This is a genomic window from Anoxybacillus sp. TBDG-1, from assembly GCF_054815885.1.
In genome coordinates this window covers 1-20028 of record NZ_JBTZSY010000001.1, presented here as the reverse complement: position 1 = coordinate 20028, position 20028 = coordinate 1, and the positions used below count along the sequence as shown (strand labels likewise).

The following is a 20028-nucleotide window of genomic DNA, read 5'->3' as shown; positions in this document are numbered from 1 at the left end:
TCAATGATGAAGTGATGTGTGGTATAATATTGAAAAAAGCGAGGGAGATACGATGAATCCAGAGTCATCTAAACTGTATACGTATGCTGACTATATTCAATGGGAGGGGCAGTGGGAACTTATTAACGGGAAAGCTTACAACATGAGCCCTTCTCCATCGTGGGATCATCAATTTACCGTCATGGAACTATCGTTTGCGTTCCGTTCGCACTTTCAAAATAAAAATTGCTATGTCGCCATTGCTCCGTTTGATGTTCGACTTTCTGAAAACGATGACTACACGCATGCAAAACATGTTGTGCAACCGGATATTTCCGTCATTTGCAACCGGAACAACTTAACAGCAACTGGCTGTTTAGGAGCACCAACACTCATTGTCGAAGTTCTTTCTCCATCTACAGCTTTAAAAGACCGAAATGAAAAATTTAAGCTATACGAGCGGTTTAACGTGCAAGAATATTGGATTGTTGATCCCGTATATAAAACGGTTGAAGTATTTGGATTGGAAGATGGTTTTTTTAAAAAAAGAGAGGCGTTTGGAGAAAACGACACAATCACGTCCTTTATATTTACAAACTTTTCTCTCGAGGCGAAGCGATTATTTTTTCAATAAAAAAGGCAGCCAATAGCCGAGTCACAAGCTAATTGGGCAGCCTTTTTCTTTTTATCGTTTAAGCCGCGACGTCGCGTTTTTGGAACATCCACCATGTCACCGCATTGAACACGACAAAATACACAAGCAGCACCGCAAGCGAAAACGGCATCGTCATCCCTTTCACCAACGGCGTGCCGTCAATATATTGTGCTAAGTTCGTATTGGCAAACAATATATATTTCGCCCAGTCAAATTTCAGCGACAAAAAGTAGGTGATTTGTGGACCGATGAACAGTGAGAACGTCGCCAAGCCAATCGCGAGCGACTGGTTGCAGAAAACGGTGGAAATCATAAACGCGAACGTCGCAAGCGAAAAGGGCATTGCCTCGTGGAGTTCATTTACCGTGCAGCGAAACAAAATATTCCTATTGATACCGTGAAAAAACAGCTCCACGTGGCATAAGGAGTACCCTGTTTGTTTCTTTTTTAAATAGTAATTATTGTAACAAAAATCGCTCAACTACAGTTATTATTATAAAAAATACTCAACTACAGTTGACTTCATTTATAAAGAAAGTGATCATTGACATCCCCCAAACAACGTTGAATTTCTGATGACTGCATGTATGCAATCAACGGTCAGATGGCAAGCAGTGTGATCAAGAAATCAAGCTTTTCATTCGCCCTCGTAATTTGTACAGACCAAAACCGATAACGGCTCCACTCATGTTCAAAATGATATCATCAACATCGAGGCTTCTTTCACTAGGGTATTCAGCAAATTTTCCATCCATCAACGCTGTCATAAATTGAACGGATTCAATGCCGCTCGAAACCAGCAAGGCAAGGAGAAGAAACGGTTTGATACGTGCAAAATAGGGATGAATCAAAGGAACAAAGATGCCCAACGGAAGCAACAGAAAGATGTTTCCCCAAATATTCACAGGAGTAATACTTGTTTCCAAAATCGTTTTAAACGGGATTAAATTATAATGGGGAAACACCTGTTCCTCTGGCGGCAGCACTGGTTGGGTCATAAAGCGCCAATAAGGAATATATAAAACCGTATAATACAAAACAAAAAACAAGTAAACATAAAAGCAAGCGTGAATCACCATATTCAACCCAATCCATTGCCGCACTTTGGACACACTCCAGCATACAAACACAAAGATGGGCAATAGATTGAGACAAATATGAATGAACACAATCCAAACCGATATGCCAGGAAAATTTCCATAGACATGATCCCAAGTCTTGAGACAAGCTACCATGACAAAAGGAATAATCGTGATGGTTTTTCGAATCATTTACCGCTTCAGCTCCTTTATTCTTTGCTTGTATTCCCTTTTTAGTTCCTTGTAACCGTCTTCGACTGAAATATTTTTATTTAGTATAATAGGAAAATATCCCCTTTCTAGTTCGTGGAAAATAGAGAGTTGTTCCAGAGTCATTGATTCTTTAATATAAGGTCCTTGTTTTCCATAATAAAATACATTTTTTACATCTATTCCTGGATATAAGTTTTCATAGGCACGAATAGTGTCTGAATCATAGTATGCAGGAAAATTTCCACCAAATGTATTTCCCCCATTATAGATTATTGATAAAGCATAGTCCTTTCCCATAGCATATCTTATAACTTCCCAAGCCAAATTCTTTTTCTCAGATTGATTAGATAATGCGATATTATGAACTTCAATACTAGCAACTTCTGGTTTATTACTATAATAAGGAGCTGGATAAATTCTAAATTCGAACTTAGCTGGATTAAATCCTAGTCCTAGATCTGCCCTTGCTTTTTTATACAACCATTGAAGTTCGTGAGGATAAGTGATTCTCATTGCCACTTTACCTGTAAAAAAAGCTCTGTCTTCAGCCATATTACGTACTCCATATTTTTGATGCATTGTTATAAACCATTTAAACCATTTCCCCCAAGACGGATGGTTATAGATCTCTTCCTTCTCCTGAAGTGGAAGCTCAAGTGGAGTGGTTAGAAGTTGAAAGTCCATAAATAATCCTTCTTCTCCTCCAGGACCAAATGAGATAGCATAAATTTTTCTGTTATGTGGATTTAGGTTCTTCCGATTAATTTTTTCAGCTATATATTCCAATTCTTCCCAAGATACTGTTTCTTCTGGAATAGGCACCTTCAAAGTCTTGAAAATGTCAAGATTAACAACTAATAGCTTTGTAGAAAAAGTTGGGGAAAGAAAATAGTAATGTCCATTCCCAGCCTTTTTGGCAATATCTAAAACCGGACTGTATAAATTTTTAACATCTATTCCACTCTGTCCAACCATAAATGTATCCAATTCAGCTAACAGATTTTTTTTAATCAATTTTTCAAAATAAGAGGTTGGCACCCCTGCAATTAAATCAATCTCTTGGTCCTTAAGTTTTTTTTCAATAGCGCTATGTATTTTAGACCAAAGGTGCTTATAATCATGTTTAATAGTATCATCCCAAATATAATCAAGTTGAATTTTGATGCCTTTTGCTTTTTCAAACTCCTTAGCAAACACTTCATACTTATCCCAATCACTTTTTAAGAATATTGCCATTTTTACATGCTCTTCTTGCCTTGAACAAGAAACGAGAAAGAAGGTCGTGAATAATGCTAAGAAAATATAATATACTCTCATATATTTTCTCACTCCCTCTAGCAATGTTCATATATCAAGGTTTCTTGGCGTCTCAGGGGGTGTCAAAAAAATTTTTTCCGACAAAAACCCATACACACATTTTCATTTTTGTTGATATCTAACCGTCTATGGTGCGCTTCGTGTTCGCTTATAGATATTTTGTAGGTTTATATGTATACGTTACACCTTGGATCGCTGCGTTTCTGATGAGTACAAACCCTCCCATGTCTCTGGGCATCCACGCGCCAACATTCCTTCGTTCGGTCTCTTCACCAGGCAGAGGCCGACTAAGATCCTATAGGGACTCAAAGTCGAATATGAAATCGTGTGCCAGCTTCTCCGTGTCATCCACCCGGTTGTTCAGACCGTTCTTTTCACGAAAGGAGGCGGCTCTAGGCTGCCTAGGCTTGGAGTGGAGAAAAGATATCTTGCATCATTCATTCCCCATTAAACACTTGCTGTTTCACGCAAACCGCGTATAGAACCTTCCATAGCTTTACTGCATAACACCACGATCGATTGCTTCTTACGCAACGGGTTGATGGGGCGTATCATATAGTACTGGTGTGAGGCCCGGAACGCTTCGTTATAAGCAAATCAATGGCATCATCATCCGAAAGAGAAGGGGGCGCAGCCATTTTCGTCCTCGTTTCGAGATTCGCTTCTGTCCTTCCGATTTCCGATAACAGCTCCATGATCGTCGCCTCTCCTAGTCCCGGAATCGTTTAGAGCCATTCGTATTCGACGGTCGTTTGCACAAGGGCCGTCAACTCTTCGGTCAAAGCAGTGATCTCTTGTTCCAATTGGCGATACCGGCGGACGAGCGTGGCGATTTCGATACGAGCCATCGGTTTTCCTTCCGTGATCCCAATCGCATAGTGTGAAACCTCTATCAGCTTTTGAATTTTCGGTTTTTGCGGACATTTGAGTTCTTCTCTTTGACGATACCGCTCCATGAACCCTTCGACCGTCTGATCAGCGATATCTACCGGAAATGGCGTGTTCTCTAATATCGCTAATACCATTTTGCCAAACGACGGGAACACCTGTACAAACTCAGGAAAATAGCGATCGAGCCAATGAATCATTTGATTGTAGATGATATTCCGTTCCTTGAACAGCGACTCTCGAAACGTGCTTCCTGTCCGTAATTCCACTTTCACCTCTTGGAAAATGCGGAGATAGCTAAAGCATCCATCTTTGATTAGTCTGGCGATAACGAGGGCATCTTTGGCATCGTGCTTCGTTTGGTAAGTTGTCGTCGAGCTCTTTCGACCGTTTGACGTGCATCAGGTTGACCATCACCAATGGGATCTTTCCTCGAGGAAATAGGCGAGGTGCAACCAGTTATGCCCGGTCGGTTCCATACCGACGATGATCTCCGTCTTGCCAAATTCTCTTTTGCTTCTTCAATCGACACGTAGAATTGTTCGAATCCGATTCGCGATTGGAACACAGGAAACGGCTTTTTCAGTTCTCTTCCTCGTTCATCCACCATCGCTGCGTAGTGTTTGTGTTTGGCAATATCCATTCCAATTACTAAAATTTGTTCTGTCACTTGTTCAATTTTGCGATTTTGTGTACAATTCATCTCGTAGTCTTCCTTGGTCTGATGTTGGTGTTTGGTGTACCCCTACATTTATATTAAGGGGCTTTTTTCTTTCAAGTCCCTGAAAACCTTTCTAACAGGAATGCTCCTAAAAGAAAGGGACATGATCTCAATTCATAGTAGCTAGTACTTAATCTATCTTTCTAGTCAGAGATCATGCCCCTTTATTTCCAAACTATTCATATAAAACATAGGCTCCGCAAAAGCAAAAAATATTTAATAATAAAACTTTCCAGAGGCTGTTTGAGGAGTACTCTCGTTATATGCATTTCTTAAATACGCTTTCTTTTTCCCATTATAACCATTCAAGTCATTTCCTGTATCAATAGAACCAGCCCCATACTTCCAACTTACTTTTAAAACGGTTCCGTCTGTTGAACGAATTTGATAACCGACTCCGCAAGCACTGTTACTATAATACGGAGCTTGAGTTCCAATAAATCTTGCTTTGCCATCAAGTTCAAATGTTTGTCCGTATCCACCACCAAGATAAACCCCATAATCAAAGTAGTTAGAGGCATAATTGTAAGTAGCAGCATCTACTAGACTTACACTTCCCATTAAGAGTGCGCAACTTAATGCTCCTCCAGCTAAAAACTTTTTGACTTTTTTCATCTTGGATTTCTCCTCCCTTACAAATATTTTTCCTATTCAACCTGATTATACCTCCACTTTCCCCCCCTTTCACCGCCAACATGGTGTCGAACCCCGCCATTTTTTGTCGGATACCGACACGAAATGGCGGACTTCAAAAAGAAAATGCTCTCACCGATCCGGTGAAGGCATTCACAACATATGATGCTCTGGAATGAGCCCTAATTGTTTTGCTTTTTCCACTGCTTCTATTCGTGAAGATACGTGCAGCTTTGTGAAGATGCGCGATAAATGTCTTTCTATCGTTCGTTGGCTCGTGTGATGTTTTTCTGCAATATCTTTATTACATAAGCCGTTAGCAACTTCCATTAATAGTTCTTGCTCGAGAGAACTCAGCACAGCCAGTTGTCCGTTTTCATCCATATTTTCTTTTGCTCCACAACGGCACAGCTGACGCAATACATGCACAGGAATGACCGCCTCATCTCGTAGCGCACAGCGAATCGCTGTCACCAATTGCTCGCTTGATGCGGTTTTACTGACAAAGCCTGTAATGCCTGATTCAATGAAATAATTAAAAAAAGGAACAATATCATATCCGGTATAGATGACAATTTTCGCAGTTGGCTGTTTTTCGAGAATTCGTTTACTCAATTCGATACCGCTCATATCCGACATACACCAGTCAAGTAAACATATATCATACGCACGTTGCTCGATCATTTGTTCTGCTTCGCTCGCAGATGTCGTAATGTCTACTTGAAAATCTCCTTCACGTTCAAGCACATTTCTCGTACCTTCGCAAACAAGGAGATGATCGTCGACGATTAAAATGTGAATCATTCCATCAATTTCTCCTTTCCGTACGTTTATAATGGAATGGTTACCGTTATCTCTAATCCAGATCCATGCGATGACGCGATTTTGCATGTTCCACCTAATCCTTGCACACGCTCTTTTATTCCAAATAATCCTAAATTACCATGATGATCATTTGATTTTTCCATCTCTATTCCTACTCCATCGTCCACATAACGAAGTTGAACAGCCTCATCTTGTGCATCCAATACGAGGTGGATCGTTGATGCTTGAGAATGTTTTACGGCGTTGTTTAACAATTCTTGTATGATCCGATACATCGCCAGTTCCTGTTCTTCTCCTAATTTAGCTTGTATGTGAACATTCCACTTTACTTTTATATTCGTACGTAAATGAAATCGGTCAATAAGCTGTGTGATGGCTTGTTTTAGTCCCATCTGACTCAAAAACGGCGGTCTTAATTCATGGCATATTTCTCTTGTTACATCAATAACATTGAGGAGCTCCTCGTCGATATCGTTTAGCTGTTTTTGTATATCTTCCACGTACAGAGGTTGAACAAGCAAGTTTTCCACTTTTCTTCTTAACAAAATTAAATCTTGAAGCAATGTATCGTGCAAATCGATCGCAAGTTTTTTTCTTTCCCTTTCTGACCATTGAAACATGAATCGAGCAAATGAAATCGAATGTTCTTTTTCTTTTAAGCGATCTAACTCTTTCAATAGATCCTCCACTTTTAACATGTTTTCCATCGTCATGCTCGTATAATAAACAACGGTAGATAGCCAGTCTTTTTGCTCGGCGCGAAATAAAAGAGGGTGTTTCTTTTGTCCCACTAACCATAAAGGGGTTTGACGAAATAGACCGATAAACACGACAAATAAGGAACGATGTTCAATTACTCGTCCGACAGAAAATGGAGCACCATTTATTTTTTTGACGATATTCGCCCAATGTGCTTGATTGTACTCGAAAGAAAGCGGTTCGTTTATGGACTGCACCACCTCTATTTTTTCCACGTTTAAAATTTCTTGCAATTCCTTTTCCAAACAATACATGGCTCCTTCTACTGTACGTTGTTTTTTCAGTTGTTCACTTATGCGATACAAGCTCTCTTGATAAAAATGTTTTTGCATACGTAATTTTGTCCGCCATTTGCGGTCTAACCATTCTTTTACGTACAAAGTAGCAAAGACGATGATGTAAACGATAGAAAATAAAACAAAAAGTTCAGCCCATTTTCTAGAGCGATGGAGCCATTGATTGTACACAATCATCATAAAAAAAGATGGGAATAATGCGAACAAACTAAGATACTTTAACCGCTCGATGGAAAATGGCAGTTGAAACAGTTGATCTGTTGCCATTAAATAAAAGAAAACGATCGGTAAGGCGAAGAGAAAACTAACGGTTAATTCCGCTGGCAGTATCCATTTTTTCATCACTAGCATAGGGAGAATATAAAAGAAAAGAAATGGGATCGTCGATAAACTAATTGCCAATAACAATCCTTTTATCGTATGTTGCTGTTCATCTTTTTTTAGATCAACGAACCCTTTTCCTAACAAAGCGAGAATGGTAACCGTATTGATAAAAAATGCCGTCAATAACACTTCCATTTCACTTATCGAACGAAACGGTATAGACATCAGTGAAATAATAAACATCACAACGTTAAACCAATAAAGGGAAAAGACGATTTTTTTCGCAAACCATACTTTCTTTTCGTTTTCAAAATAGTTGTAAACAAAATGCAAAAATAGCGGAGGCAGCATGAAAAATGCACCGCTGAATATTTGCCTTCCAAAAGGCGCATGTTTCGCTGATAAGCTGGCACTGATATAACAAAGCCCTGTCGATAACAACAAGTAAATCAGCACGGTCGCCGAGTTATTATCTGGTCGCAAACGAAGCAAAAAAACGCTTAAACCAACAGCGAATAGAAAAAAAATCGTCGGCAAAATAATATAATACAACCACTGTTCCGTTCCATGCGATTGATAGTCAACTGTAAATGTTTGGATTTTATTTCCTCTTTGAATGGTGATTGTTTTCGCCTGTTCGATGGTTTTGTATTTCCGGACAGTAAAATGGGAGAGCGGGGGCTTTCCATCCACTTTCAGCACTTGATCATGAATATGAATCCCATGTGTTTTTGCCCAGCCAAACTCGTAAAGATCGTTAACAATCATATTCCCATTCTTGTTTTCTACTACATCCATACCGACCAATGGATGCTTAACATTTAAAATGGTTAAATATAGCGCTGCAATCGAAGCAATAACCATAGCAATAACTGGTCGATTCATCGTGATCTACATCCAATATCTAAGCGGACTGGTCGATTCGCTAAACACCTTTATCACTGCTTTTAACTCTAACTCACTTAAACCAATGAAGCTCACCGTACCATTTTTTAATTTTTCGATCACTTCCGAATGTTCTACTAAAAAGCGAATGATTTGTTGCATCACAATCCCCCTCCAACATTCTTAAATAAATGTTTTCAGCGCAGATTTATACGCATCATCTGCATCTAGTTTTTCGGCTTCTTGCATCGCTTTTTCCTTGTAAATTTGGCTCATCACTTTTGCGTAATAAATCGCTCCTTCCTGTTCCATTTGCTGAAGCGCTTTTTCTTTTTGGACATACATCCGATCGTAGTCTATATCGTTGTTGAAATACTGCTTCCACAAGTTATCGTTCTTGCTTTCTAGCATATACAAAATCGGAAGCGACTTTTTCTTTGTTTGAATATCATTCTTTTCGTCCCATCGATACAATGCATCAAGATCATTGTCGATTTGTGCTGCAATACCGATGTAGCGAGCATATGTTTCAAGCGTTGCGATGTCCTCTTTTCCTGCTAATAATGCCCCAATGACACAAGCCATCGCAACAAGAGAGCCTGATTTTTTCTCTACCATTTTTATATATTCTGCTTCTGTTTGTACGTCACACGCCACATCAGTCTGTTGTCCGTGTACACTTTGCAACAAGCAAGACGTAACATATGATAGTGCCTTTAATTTCTTTCCATCAGCAATGTTTGAATGAGCAATTACTTGCTGCCCTAATAACAAAAACCCAATCGCAGTATGTACGGCAATCGCATCATCTTTTAGCCGATCTTGATCGACTACGTCATCAAGTAAATCGCCAGCAAGCACGATTAATTCAATAGCCGCTGCGATATATGTTGAGTGATCTCCTTGTGTCGAAAACAAGTCATAATGCAAATAAGCCAACCGCCCAAACAACAAATCGCTCTCTTTCATATGTTGCTCGATTGCGACCAACATGTGTGCTTTCAGTTGTGGTTCCGACACCAATTGTTTCACGATTTCTTTCATTTGCTTCGCTATTTTTCCCTTTTCGCTCATCCTATCGCACCTTGAATAAATATTTATATATAGGGAATATTCGACAATTCCAATGAAATTCCTTCCTGAAAAATAAAAAGACTTGTCGAAGATTGTGACAAGTCTTTTGCTTTGTTATCACTTACTACCCAATAGAACGATTAGCATTACAATAAAATTCTATACTTGTTGAAATCGTATATGTTGCACCATGATAGGAATATTTCCCGGAGACCGTAATGACGTATGTGCGACCACCATCAATTAATTCCGCATTATATCCTGTCTGTGTCCACGTCCCGCTGCCAGACGCTTTTGAGGAGATCGATTTAACTCCCGAAAACAGTTGTCTTTTATGAACATCACTATACTGAGTTTCAAAAGTTCCTGTCACATACAAAGTCTGAACGGTTTGTCCAACTTGGATCGTTGTTGTTTTTGTCTTTGAGGCAATCGATTGAGGAGTAATCGTCCCTGATTCTTTTGAGGAATTAATCCCCTGTTGATTCGAAGTTGCCAACGAATCTTTTCCTATGCCAAATAAAATTCCTCCAACAAGCATTACCGCTACTGCTATACGGATCAATTGACGAATCATCTTAAAAATTCCTCCTTCGTTTTAATAGTTTGATTATACTTCACTGTTTTCTATTCTTCACCGCCAACTTGATGTCGAACCCCGCCATTTTTTTGGCGGTGTGCCCGCCAATTTTGGCGGACTAGACAAAAATTCCCTCATCCATTCTGAGGATGTTCCCAACATATAAAAACCCCCATCCAATGCTCGTGCATCAGATGGGGATTCGTTTTATGCGCGCAATGTGGCGCCGAATTGTTGTTCGACCGCTTGGATCACTTGTTCGTGGACGTTTGTTACTTCTTCATCTGTTAATGTCCGCTCTGGGTCGTAGTAGCGAAGCGAGAAGGCGATCGATTTTTTTCCTTCTGGAAGGCGGTCGCCTTTGTAAACGTCGAAAATCGTTACTTCTTTTAATAGCTCTCCGCCTGTTTCGATAATCGCTTTTTGCAACTCACCCGCAACAATATGCTCATCAACGACGAGCGCAATATCGCGCGTAATGGATGGGAAGCGCGGAATCGCTGTATAGCGAATATCATCTACTTCCGCTTTTAATAAAGCTTCAAGGTCTAGCTCAAATACATACGTTTCTTTTAAATCAAATTCTTTTTGCACGATCGGATGTAGCTGACCGATAAAGCCGATTGTTTTGCCGTCTAGCAACATATCGGCTGTACGTCCTGGATGAAGGTGCTCGCGTTTTGCTTGCTTGTATTCGATGCGGCTCTCTAATCCTAGCAACGCAACCAAGCCATCTACAATGCCTTTTGCGACATAAAAATCAACTGCTTTTTTCTCTCCTTGCCATAAATGGGCGTGCCATACGCCTGTCAAGACGCCGGCTAACCGCTCTTTTTCGTTTGGCAACTCGTGTTCATTCGTTGCTAAATATACCGAGCCGATTTCGTATAATGCTACGTTTTCGACTTGGCGAGCGCGGTTGTAGCTTGCGGCTTCTAGCAAGTGCGGCACTAAACTTTGCCGCAAGACGCTGCGTTCTTCACTCATTGGAAGAGCGAGACGGATCGGTTCCGCCGTTTCAAGCGTAAACATCGTTGCTTTCGCCTCGTTCGTGAGCGAGTACGTAATCGCTTGGAATAATCCCGCATCTTCTAAATAACGGCGCACGTGGCGGCGCTTTGCTTGATATGGGGTGAGTTTCCCTGGCTTCGCCTCGCCGATCGGCAATGTCGCTGGCAAATGATCGTATCCATATAAACGCGCCACTTCTTCGATGATGTCTTCTTCAATTGTAATATCTGCACGACGTGACGGAACAGTAATCGTAAACGTACCGTCATGTTCTGTAAATGTAAATTGCAAGTTCGTTAAAATGCCTGCGACTTCTTCTTTCGTAATTGTTGTGCCAAGCACAAGATTGATACGATCTAACGTAATCGTAACGACGACTTCTTTTTTTGTCAGCGTGTTGACTTCGACAACGCCGCCAACGATTTCCCCGCCAGCATATTCCGCCATCAACGCCGCTGCACGATCAAGCGCTTCTTTCGTGCGCGCAGGATCAATTCCTTTTTCAAAGCGTGTGCTCGACTCACTGCGCAATCCGTGATCTTTGACCGCTTGGCGAATCGTCGCCCCGTTAAAATATGCCGCTTCAATAAATACGTTTATTGTTTCATCACATACTTCCGAGTTTGCACCGCCCATCACACCAGCTAAAGCGACAGGCTCTTTCCCGTTTGTAATGACGAGATGATCTTCTGTGAGCGTGCGCTCTACATCATCAAGCGTCACGATCGTTTCACCCGCTTTTGCGCGGCGAACGACGATTTCTTTTGAACCGAGCCGGTCGTAGTCAAACGCATGAAGCGGCTGACCGTATTCAAGTAAAATGTAGTTTGTAATATCAACGACATTATTATGTGGGCGGATGCCGGCCGCCATTAAACGCGCTTGCATCCAAAGAGGGGATGGACCAATTTTCACGTTTTTCACAATGCGCCCCGCATATAGCGGATTGTCTTCTGGCGCATCGACGCGGACTGAAATATAATCATGAACGTTTTCATTGTTTTCGTGAAGTTCGATTGTCGGAAGCTTCACGCTCCGCCCTAAAATCGCTGCTACTTCATAAGCAACGCCAATCATGCTTAAACAATCGGCACGGTTTGGTGTTAAACTAAGTTCTAACACTTCATCATCCAAGTAAAGTAGTTGTAGCGCATCAGCTCCGACCGGCGCATCGCTTGGGAAAACGAAAATGCCGTCGGCGTATTCTTTCGGCACTAATTTTGACTCCACGCCAAGTTCTTGCAACGAACAAATCATGCCGTTCGATTCTTCACCGCGCAGTTTGGCGCGTTTAATTTTAAAGTTACCAGGCAATACGGCACCAACTTTAGCAACAGCGACCTTTTGTCCTTTTGCGACGTTCGGCGCCCCGCAAATAATTTGCACCGGCTCTCCTTCGCCAATATCGACGAAACATTTACTTAATTTATCGGCGTTCGGATGTTGTTCGCGCTCGAGGACATGTCCGATGACGACACCTTGTATCCCTTTATTGCGCACCTCAACGCTTTCCACTTCAATGCCTGCTTTTGTGATGCGATCAGCCAACTCTTTTGCCGTAATACTTGTTAAATCAACATATTGTTGTAGCCATTTGTATGAAACAAACATCATGCAACCTCCTTTTACACCCGATTAAATTGTTGTAAGAAACGAATGTCGTTTTGATAAAAATGACGAATATCATCAATGCCGTATTTTAACATTGCAATACGCTCCGGACCCATACCGAACGCAAAGCCTGTATATTTTTTCGAATCAAATCCTGCCATTTCAAGTACGTTCGGATGAACCATCCCTGCCCCTAAAATTTCAATCCAACCTGTTCCTTTACATACGCTGCAACCGTTTCCGCCGCAATTTGCACATGAAACATCGACTTCAACAGACGGTTCTGTAAATGGGAAAAAGCTTGGGCGGAAGCGAATGTCGCGATCTTCACCAAACATTTTGCGAGCAAACTCGCGCAACGTTCCTTTTAAGTCGCTCATGCGAATGTTTTCGTCCACAACAAGTCCTTCAATTTGCGTAAATTGATGGGAATGTGTTGCATCATCGTTGTCGCGGCGATATACTTTTCCCGGGCAAATGATTTTTACAGGACCGCGCCCTTCATGTTTTTCCATTGTGCGCGCCTGCACTGGTGACGTATGCGTGCGCAATAAAATTTCCTCTGTAATATAAAATGAATCTTGCATATCGCGCGCTGGATGACCTTTTGGCAAATTGAGCGCTTCAAAGTTGTAATAGTCTTTTTCGACTTCCGGTCCTTCAGCAATCGTATAGCCCATTCCGATAAATAAATCTTCAATTTCTTCAATGACGCGCGTTAACGGATGATGATTGCCGCGTCTAATCGGACGTCCTGGAAGTGTCACGTCAATCGCTTCCGCCGCTAGTTTTTTCTCGACTTCTGCTTGTTCAAGCGTTGCTTGCTTTGCTTCAAGCGCTGTTTGAATCACTTCGCGCACTTCGTTCACAAGCGCTCCCATAATTGGACGCTCTTCAGGAGACAGCGCTCCCATGCCGCGCAGCACTTCTGTAATTGGGCTTTTTTTGCCGAGATATGCGACGCGCACGTCATTGAGCGCTTTTAAATCGTTTGCCTGTTCAATTTTTTCAAGTGCTTCTTGTTGAAGTTGTTGTAACCGCTCCTTCATAAAAACCCTCCTCTGATCGATATAAATAAAAAAACTCGCCCCTTAAGTAAGGGACGAGTGCACTCGCGGTACCACCCTTGTTAGCTATGTCGTTCGCATAGCTCACTTCATTGCGATAACGGTCTACACCGGAACGCCTTTACATTTTGCATGTGCAAAATGGTCCAAGCGCCAACTCCCGAGGTGAATTCACTTGCTTCTACCATAAAAACGCTCGCAGTCTATGGCGTTTTCTCCCTGAATGGCGATCGGCAAGCTACTCTTCTCGATCATCGTTTTTTGTATGATGAAATTCTTCATTTATTATAAGCAAATAGGCAATAAGGTGCAAGGTGACGATACAAACATATGTTTATTTTTTCTGCAAATGGTAAAGTAAAATTCCTGTTGCAACGGCTACGTTTAACGATTCTGCCTTCCCATAAATCGGCACATATAAGTTTGTTGTCGTCTGTTGCAGCCACTTATCGCTTACTCCACTTCCTTCATTTCCAACAATTAATGCAAACGATGAAGAAGGAGATACAGAACGGTAGTCTACCCCATTTTGAAGCGATGTGCCATAAATGGGGATATGCTTGTTTTGGAAGCGAGCGATCCATTGACCAATATCTCCTTTTATAACAGGGAAATGAAACAACGAACCTTGCGTTGCACGCATGACTTTTGCATTGTATATATCTGCGCTCCCTTCACCAACAACAACAACGTCTACTCCTGCGGCATCTGCGGTGCGAATGATCGTCCCTACATTCCCCGGATCTTGTACGGCGTCAATGAACAATGCCGTTTGTATATCATCAATGTTCCAATGCAGTTGTTTACATACCGCTGCGATGCCTTGCGGTGTTTCCGTGTCGCTAATTACTTTCATTACGTCATTTGTCACGATCGTCATTGGAATATGCGCAACGTTCCAGCTTGCTGGAATGGTCGCATGTTCAGCGATGATGAGTTCTTCAATATAAACGCCGCTTTTTATTGCCTCTTCGACTAAATGAAATCCTTCAATGAGAAACAACCCGGTTTTGTCGCGCTCTTTTTTCGTTAAAAGCTTTTTCCATTGCTTCACTCGCTCATTTTTTGGTGATTCAATTCGTTTCACTCGTTGTTCCCCCAATGTTTCGCAATAAATTCATCGCGGCCTGAGGCAGCGCGGTCTTCTTTATAATGTTTCGGATTTTTTTTATGGTAATTTTGATGATAGTCTTCTGCTGGATAAAACGTTGTCGCAGGTAAAATTTTTGTCACAATCGGTTTTGAAAAACGTCCGCTTTCTTCTAATTGTTTTTTTGATTGTTCAGCTAATGCTTTTTGCCGTTCATTATGATAAAAAATTGCTGTTCGATATTGCGGACCACGGTCATGAAATTGCCCGCCGTCATCCGTCGGATCAATTTGACACCAATACAACTCTAACAATTTTTCGTACGGAAACACATCTGGATCAAACGTAATTTGCACCGCTTCGTAATGCCCTGTCGTTCCCGTTTTCACTTGTTCATACGTCGGATGTTCCACATGACCGCCTGTGTATCCAGAAACGATGCCGTAAATACCATCAAGCTCTTCAAACGGAGTGACCATGCACCAAAAACAACCTCCAGCAAATGTTGCTTTTTCCATTTTCCTCTCTCCTCTTTGATGAATAGTAATTATCATTATAGCAAAAACTACGTACGCAATACATAAAGAATGGAGTGAAAACAATGGACTTTAATTTACGTGGTGCCGTCATGGCAAACGTCGCAAACAGTTCAAAAGACCATCTTGAACATACGATCGTTGATGCGATTCAACAAGGTGAAGAAAAATATTTGCCTGGTCTTGGCGTTTTATTTGAAGCGTTATGGAATCATGCAACAGAGGAACAAAAACAATCGATGCTTGCCACATTAGAAGAAGCCGTAAAAAAATAGCCTTCCATGCGAAGGCTATCTTTTTACATTGTCGCCCCTATTTATGTGCCACACGAAATGCATATTTTGTCGTCGATGAATACACTTCTCCTGCCCGCAAAATGCAAGGCGGAAAATGTGGATGATGTACCGCATCCGGTAACGCTTGTGTTTCTAAACAAATGCCCAAATATTTTCGCGATGGCACCCCGTTTACCTTCATCCCATCTGGAAGTTGATTGCCTGTGTATACTACTACCCCTGGTTCGTCTGTTTCCACTATTAATGTTCGTCCGCTTTTCGGGTCGAACAAGACAATTTCTTCCTCATAATGAGCATTTAACACAAATGGATGATCATATCCTTGCCCGACTAAGACAATTTGCGGATGAGTTGCTTCCACGCCTTCTTTGATTGTTTTTCCTTCGCGCAAATCAAATGGAGTGCCTGTCACATCCAGCAATGCGCCAGTTGGAAGAAACTCGTGATCCAACTGTAAAAACCGATCGCTATTGATTTTTAACCTGTGTTGCAAAATATCTCTTTTTGCGTTGCCGCTTAAATTAAAATACGTATGGTTCGTTAATGTAAGCGGAGTGTCTTGATCCGAAATGGCATGGTAAGAAATGATGAGCTCATTTTGATTATTTAACGTATATGTGACTTGTACATCAACATTTCCTGGATATCCTTCTTCTCCATCAATACTTCGATATGAAAAACGTACACCGACTTCTTCTTTTTTTGAGAATCCTGCTGCTTGCCAAATAACATGATGAAAGCCTTTCTCCCCACCATGTAGATGGTTTTTGTTTTCATTTGCATATAGCTTATATGTTTTCCCATTTAACTCAAAACAACTATTTTTTATTCTTCCCGCTACCCTCCCGATGACAGCTCCTAAGTATGGACGGTTTGTCAAATAAGAAGAAAAGTCATCAAATGACAAAACGACATTTTCATAGTTTCCATTTTTATCAGGAACAATTATGCTTGTAATTATACAGCCGTAATTTAAACAAGTGATTTCCATTCCATAGTCATTTGCAAGCGTAAATGCGATGATTGGTTGACCGTCGATTTCTGTTCGTCGCTCTTGTACAAGCTTCATGTTTTTGTACTCCTTTTTGGATAATGTCATAAAAGAAATAGCTCTCACCAAAGTGGAAGCTATTTCTTTACTGTATGAGCACAGCTACTTTCTCTTACAACAAGTTTCGTTGGAACAACAATTTTTTTCGGTATTTCTCTTTTCGTTTGAATTTGTTCAACAAGCAATTCAACGGCCGTCTCGCCCATAAATTCCGTATAAACTTGCACAGTCGATAACGGTGGCTGGACAAACTTCGATGTTGGAATGTCGTTAAAGCCTACGATGGCCACTTCATTTGGCACATCAATTCCAGCTTCATGTAGCGCTCGCAACGCTCCAATCGCCATCGAATCGCTTGCGATAAAAAACGCAGTTGGACGATTTGGTAGCTGAAGCGCTTGTTTCATTAACATATATCCATCTTCAGCAATAAAACGCCCGGTGAATACGTACTCTGGAATGAATATCCCGCGCAAATATAAATATTCATAAAATGTACGTTCACGCTCATCTTGAATCAGTTGACCATCGTCGACATATTCGCGTCCTCCAATATAGCCAATATGCTTATGACCGAGATCCATTAAATATTGAAGAACACGAGCAGTTGCTTTCCGAAAATCAACAACGACAGAATCAAAGCGATCTTCATTAGGAGAGTAATCAACAAAAACAATATGTTTTGTGACCGAAGTGAATAAGTCAATATTTCGTTTTCCAAACTTTCCAACAGCAATAATTCCATCTAAACTTGTTAACCATTCTGATTCATACGAACCATCTTTCTTAAACAACTTGACAAGCTCAATTTGACGGTGAAAACATTCTTTTTCTACTCCGAGACGGATTGCCATATAGTATGGATCGTCAAGCTCTTGCGATTCCGAGTACCAGTTGACAACGCCAAAGCGAAGTCGATCTTTGGCATGTAGCTGGTTGCGTTCCCTCGGCGTTTTATAGTTAAGCTCTTGCGCAATTTCAAAAATGCGCTTTCTCGTTTCGTCCGAGACGGATAACGTTGTATCGTAGTTTAACACACGCGAAACAGTGGCGACCGAAACCCCTGCTTTCTCGGCAATTTCCTTCAATGTAGCCATCGATGCATCCCTTTCTTATTCTAAATTTTAACAATTTTACTACCGTACGGTTTAAGGATCAAATCACGAAATTGTTTTTCTTGATCTGTATGATTTAGGACGAACATATACTCCCCATCATCACATACACGTCGATACACTTCGACACCTTCGTCACTTTCTACATGCCATATGTGATGTTTTTGTACAATTTCTTTTGCAAGGTCATTGAGCACATGAGCGTCTATTCCACCGCCAATATAATACACGTTCCCATCACCATATTGATTTTCTGTTATCGCAGCAAGTGGATAAAATGGATCGTCATATCGATATAACACGTTGGCTGTTGTCGGCTCAAGCAAGTCGCGCCAAACGGAACACATCGCTTTTCGACCTTTCCATCGTTCCTCTCCAACAATTGGAACACGACGATAAGCAAGCGACTCCACTTCGTGAATATGCGCACCGACAAGGTCGCTCACATATGCAGGTAATATATGTTTAAAATGGATGTTGTTTTGTTTATTTTTCAATCCCGTGCGGAAAGAAAATATAATCGTCCCACCGCATCGGGCAAACGTTTTCAATTTTTCGGCTAATGTTTCATCAATGATTTGTAATACAGGAATGACGAGTACTTTATATGTTGAGAAATCGCGCGACACAGGAATAACGTCGATGTTTGCATTTAAACGATAAAACGGCTCATATAACCGAAGAAGTTCCGTCGTAAAATCGAACGCTTTGCTTTGTGGCTGAAAACGCCACGACCAAATGTTGTCATAGTCATATAAAACAGCAATATCCGCTTGAATGGGTGATTGTAACACATGTTCGAATGTCGGAATATGCGAAAAAACAGATTGTACTTCTTTATACTTTCTTCCGCGTATATTGCTATGATCTACAATTCCATAACAAAATTGCTCTGTTCCTCGATCCATTCCACGCCAACTAAAATATAACATATTCGTACATCCGTGGGCGAACGCCTGATACGACCACATTTTTGCTTGATTCGGCCGCGGTAAATATCCAATCATCTCATGCCCTTGCGCTCCCATAAGTTCTTCAACAATCCAATAGTTTCTCCCAAGCAATCCGCGGTTAAAATCATGGCTCATCGCAATCGCTGCCGGGGAAATCGGCTCGTCTAGCCCTCCCCATACAGGGTAGTTATCATAAGACACGAAGTCCATGAGCCGAACATTTTCCTCATGATCAAACCATTTGTTAAAGAAGCCACCGGATACGTTTGTTGTCACTTGCTGATGGGAACCTTTATGTTTTCTTACAATGTTTGTCATTTCATGGGCAAAACGGTTGACGGAAAATGAACGAAAACGAGCCCAATCTAACTGCAAAGATGGATTATGCGTTGTAATTGTTTTCGTTGGCATTGGAATTTCTGAAAAATCGTTGTATGTCTGTCCCCAAAAAATTGTTCCGTACGCTTCATTCAACACATCAATTTGCTTATATTTCTCTTTCAAAAATTGTTGAAATTCTCGATGGCACTGTTCACAATAACACATATCACTTCCTTCATGTCCAAATTCATTATCAATTTGCCAAGCAATAATCGCTTCTTCACCTTTGTAATGTGTCACAAGCTGCTTCGTTATATTTGCCGCATATAAGCGATATGTTGTTGAATTAAAACAATATTGTCTTCTTCCACCAAAAACACGAATACGCCCAAACTCGTCTTTAGATAAAATGTCTGGATGTTTTTTTGCTAACCAAGCGGGAAATGTCGCGGTCGGCGTACCAAACATAATTGAAAGCCCATTCTCTTTCAACTTTTTCACTACTTCATCAAAAAAAGAAAAATCAATATCTCCTTCTGTTCGTTCCATTAAGTGCCAAGAAAATTCCCCGATGCGAACGATGTTAGCCCCTAGTTCTTTGATTCCTTGGTAACTATTCAGCCACATCATAAAGTGAGCTGAATATTTTTTGTATTTCTTGTCTATCCTGAAAACAAAATTTGGCAAAAAACAACCCCCACCTAGCCTTTGGAATATAATTTCCAAAGGAAGGTATTAAAGTTTATATA

At 41.0% G+C, this 20028-nt stretch carries 18 protein-coding genes, 1 pseudogene and 1 other annotated feature; of the genes and pseudogenes, 2 read left to right on the top strand and 17 right to left on the bottom strand.

Going from position 1 to position 20028, the window contains the following annotated elements; all coding sequences use genetic code 11:
• Positions 1-52 precede the first annotated feature (52 nt).
• Positions 53-613 carry a Uma2 family endonuclease gene (locus ACYQY7_RS00095; RefSeq protein WP_461200139.1) on the top strand — a complete coding sequence of 187 codons (561 nt, stop codon included), beginning with the start codon at positions 53-55 and terminating at the stop codon, positions 611-613.
• 58 nt (positions 614-671) lie between these two features.
• On the opposite strand, the gene ACYQY7_RS00090 is transcribed toward ACYQY7_RS00095, so the two are convergent.
• The 14 genes and pseudogenes from ACYQY7_RS00090 to msrA form a co-directional block, all read right to left on the bottom strand.
• Positions 672-947 (bottom strand): ABC transporter permease, encoded by a 276-nt coding sequence (locus tag ACYQY7_RS00090; protein WP_461200138.1) that lies wholly within the window; start codon positions 945-947, stop codon positions 672-674.
• Positions 948-1254: 307 nt separating this feature from the next.
• Complete coding sequence (locus tag ACYQY7_RS00085; protein ID WP_231106971.1) at positions 1255-1737, bottom strand: VanZ family protein; 483 nt, start codon at positions 1735-1737, stop codon at positions 1255-1257.
• A 168-nt stretch (positions 1738-1905) separates the two neighbouring features.
• Positions 1906-3243: an ABC transporter substrate-binding protein gene (locus ACYQY7_RS00080; RefSeq protein WP_041637968.1), complete on the bottom strand. Its 1338-nt coding sequence runs from the start codon at positions 3241-3243 to the stop codon at positions 1906-1908.
• Between the two features lie 437 nt (positions 3244-3680).
• Positions 3681-4834: pseudogene (locus tag ACYQY7_RS00075) on the bottom strand (IS110 family transposase).
• Between the two features lie 234 nt (positions 4835-5068).
• A complete protein-coding gene (locus ACYQY7_RS00070; protein WP_004889120.1) occupies positions 5069-5467 on the bottom strand; it encodes a hypothetical protein in 399 nt (132 codons plus the stop codon).
• 171 nt (positions 5468-5638) lie between these two features.
• Positions 5639-6289, bottom strand: coding sequence for a response regulator transcription factor (locus ACYQY7_RS00065; RefSeq protein WP_461200275.1), 651 nt, complete (start codon positions 6287-6289; stop codon positions 5639-5641).
• A 26-nt stretch (positions 6290-6315) separates the two neighbouring features.
• On the bottom strand, positions 6316-8574 hold the full coding sequence (locus tag ACYQY7_RS00060) for a sensor histidine kinase (protein ID WP_461200137.1): 2259 nt from the start codon (positions 8572-8574) through the stop codon (positions 6316-6318).
• A gap of 6 nt (positions 8575-8580) precedes the next feature.
• Positions 8581-8736: a competence pheromone ComX gene (comX, locus tag ACYQY7_RS00055; RefSeq protein ID WP_461200274.1), complete on the bottom strand. Its 156-nt coding sequence runs from the start codon at positions 8734-8736 to the stop codon at positions 8581-8583.
• A 21-nt stretch (positions 8737-8757) separates the two neighbouring features.
• The gene (locus ACYQY7_RS00050; RefSeq protein ID WP_461200136.1) at positions 8758-9648 is read right to left on the bottom strand and encodes a polyprenyl synthetase family protein; all 891 of its coding nucleotides are present in this window, start codon (positions 9646-9648) and stop codon (positions 8758-8760) included.
• A gap of 124 nt (positions 9649-9772) precedes the next feature.
• Positions 9773-10225 (bottom strand): hypothetical protein, encoded by a 453-nt coding sequence (locus ACYQY7_RS00045; RefSeq protein ID WP_461200135.1) that lies wholly within the window; start codon positions 10223-10225, stop codon positions 9773-9775.
• 210 nt (positions 10226-10435) lie between these two features.
• Entirely contained in the window at positions 10436-12850 is a 2415-nt protein-coding gene (gene pheT, locus ACYQY7_RS00040) for a phenylalanine--tRNA ligase subunit beta (RefSeq protein ID WP_461200134.1), read from the bottom strand.
• A 14-nt stretch (positions 12851-12864) separates the two neighbouring features.
• Positions 12865-13899 carry a phenylalanine--tRNA ligase subunit alpha gene (pheS, locus tag ACYQY7_RS00035; RefSeq protein WP_461200133.1) on the bottom strand — a complete coding sequence of 345 codons (1035 nt, stop codon included), beginning with the start codon at positions 13897-13899 and terminating at the stop codon, positions 12865-12867.
• 46 nt (positions 13900-13945) lie between these two features.
• Positions 13946-14181, bottom strand: a binding site (T-box leader).
• A 70-nt stretch (positions 14182-14251) separates the two neighbouring features.
• Positions 14252-15004, bottom strand: a complete 753-nt coding sequence (locus ACYQY7_RS00030; RefSeq protein WP_461200132.1) for a TrmH family RNA methyltransferase — start codon at positions 15002-15004, stop codon at positions 14252-14254.
• Positions 15001-15525: a peptide-methionine (S)-S-oxide reductase MsrA gene (msrA, locus tag ACYQY7_RS00025; RefSeq protein WP_461200131.1), complete on the bottom strand. Its 525-nt coding sequence runs from the start codon at positions 15523-15525 to the stop codon at positions 15001-15003. The genes ACYQY7_RS00030 and msrA overlap by 4 nt, the downstream gene beginning before the upstream one ends.
• Before the next feature lie 83 nt (positions 15526-15608).
• On the opposite strand from msrA, the gene sspI reads away from it, so the two are divergent.
• Entirely contained in the window at positions 15609-15818 is a 210-nt protein-coding gene (sspI, locus tag ACYQY7_RS00020) for a small acid-soluble spore protein SspI (protein WP_461200130.1), read from the top strand.
• Positions 15819-15855: 37 nt separating this feature from the next.
• On the opposite strand, the gene ACYQY7_RS00015 is transcribed toward sspI, so the two are convergent.
• From ACYQY7_RS00015 to ACYQY7_RS00005, 3 genes are read right to left on the bottom strand one after another with little or no spacing between them, the layout of a single operon-like run.
• A complete protein-coding gene (locus ACYQY7_RS00015) occupies positions 15856-16908 on the bottom strand; it encodes an aldose epimerase family protein (protein ID WP_461200129.1) in 1053 nt (350 codons plus the stop codon).
• Between the two features lie 59 nt (positions 16909-16967).
• Positions 16968-17987: a LacI family DNA-binding transcriptional regulator gene (locus ACYQY7_RS00010; RefSeq protein WP_461200128.1), complete on the bottom strand. Its 1020-nt coding sequence runs from the start codon at positions 17985-17987 to the stop codon at positions 16968-16970.
• A gap of 20 nt (positions 17988-18007) precedes the next feature.
• Positions 18008-19909 (bottom strand): beta-galactosidase, encoded by a 1902-nt coding sequence (locus ACYQY7_RS00005; RefSeq protein ID WP_461200273.1) that lies wholly within the window; start codon positions 19907-19909, stop codon positions 18008-18010.
• Positions 19910-20028: the final 119 nt, after the last annotated feature.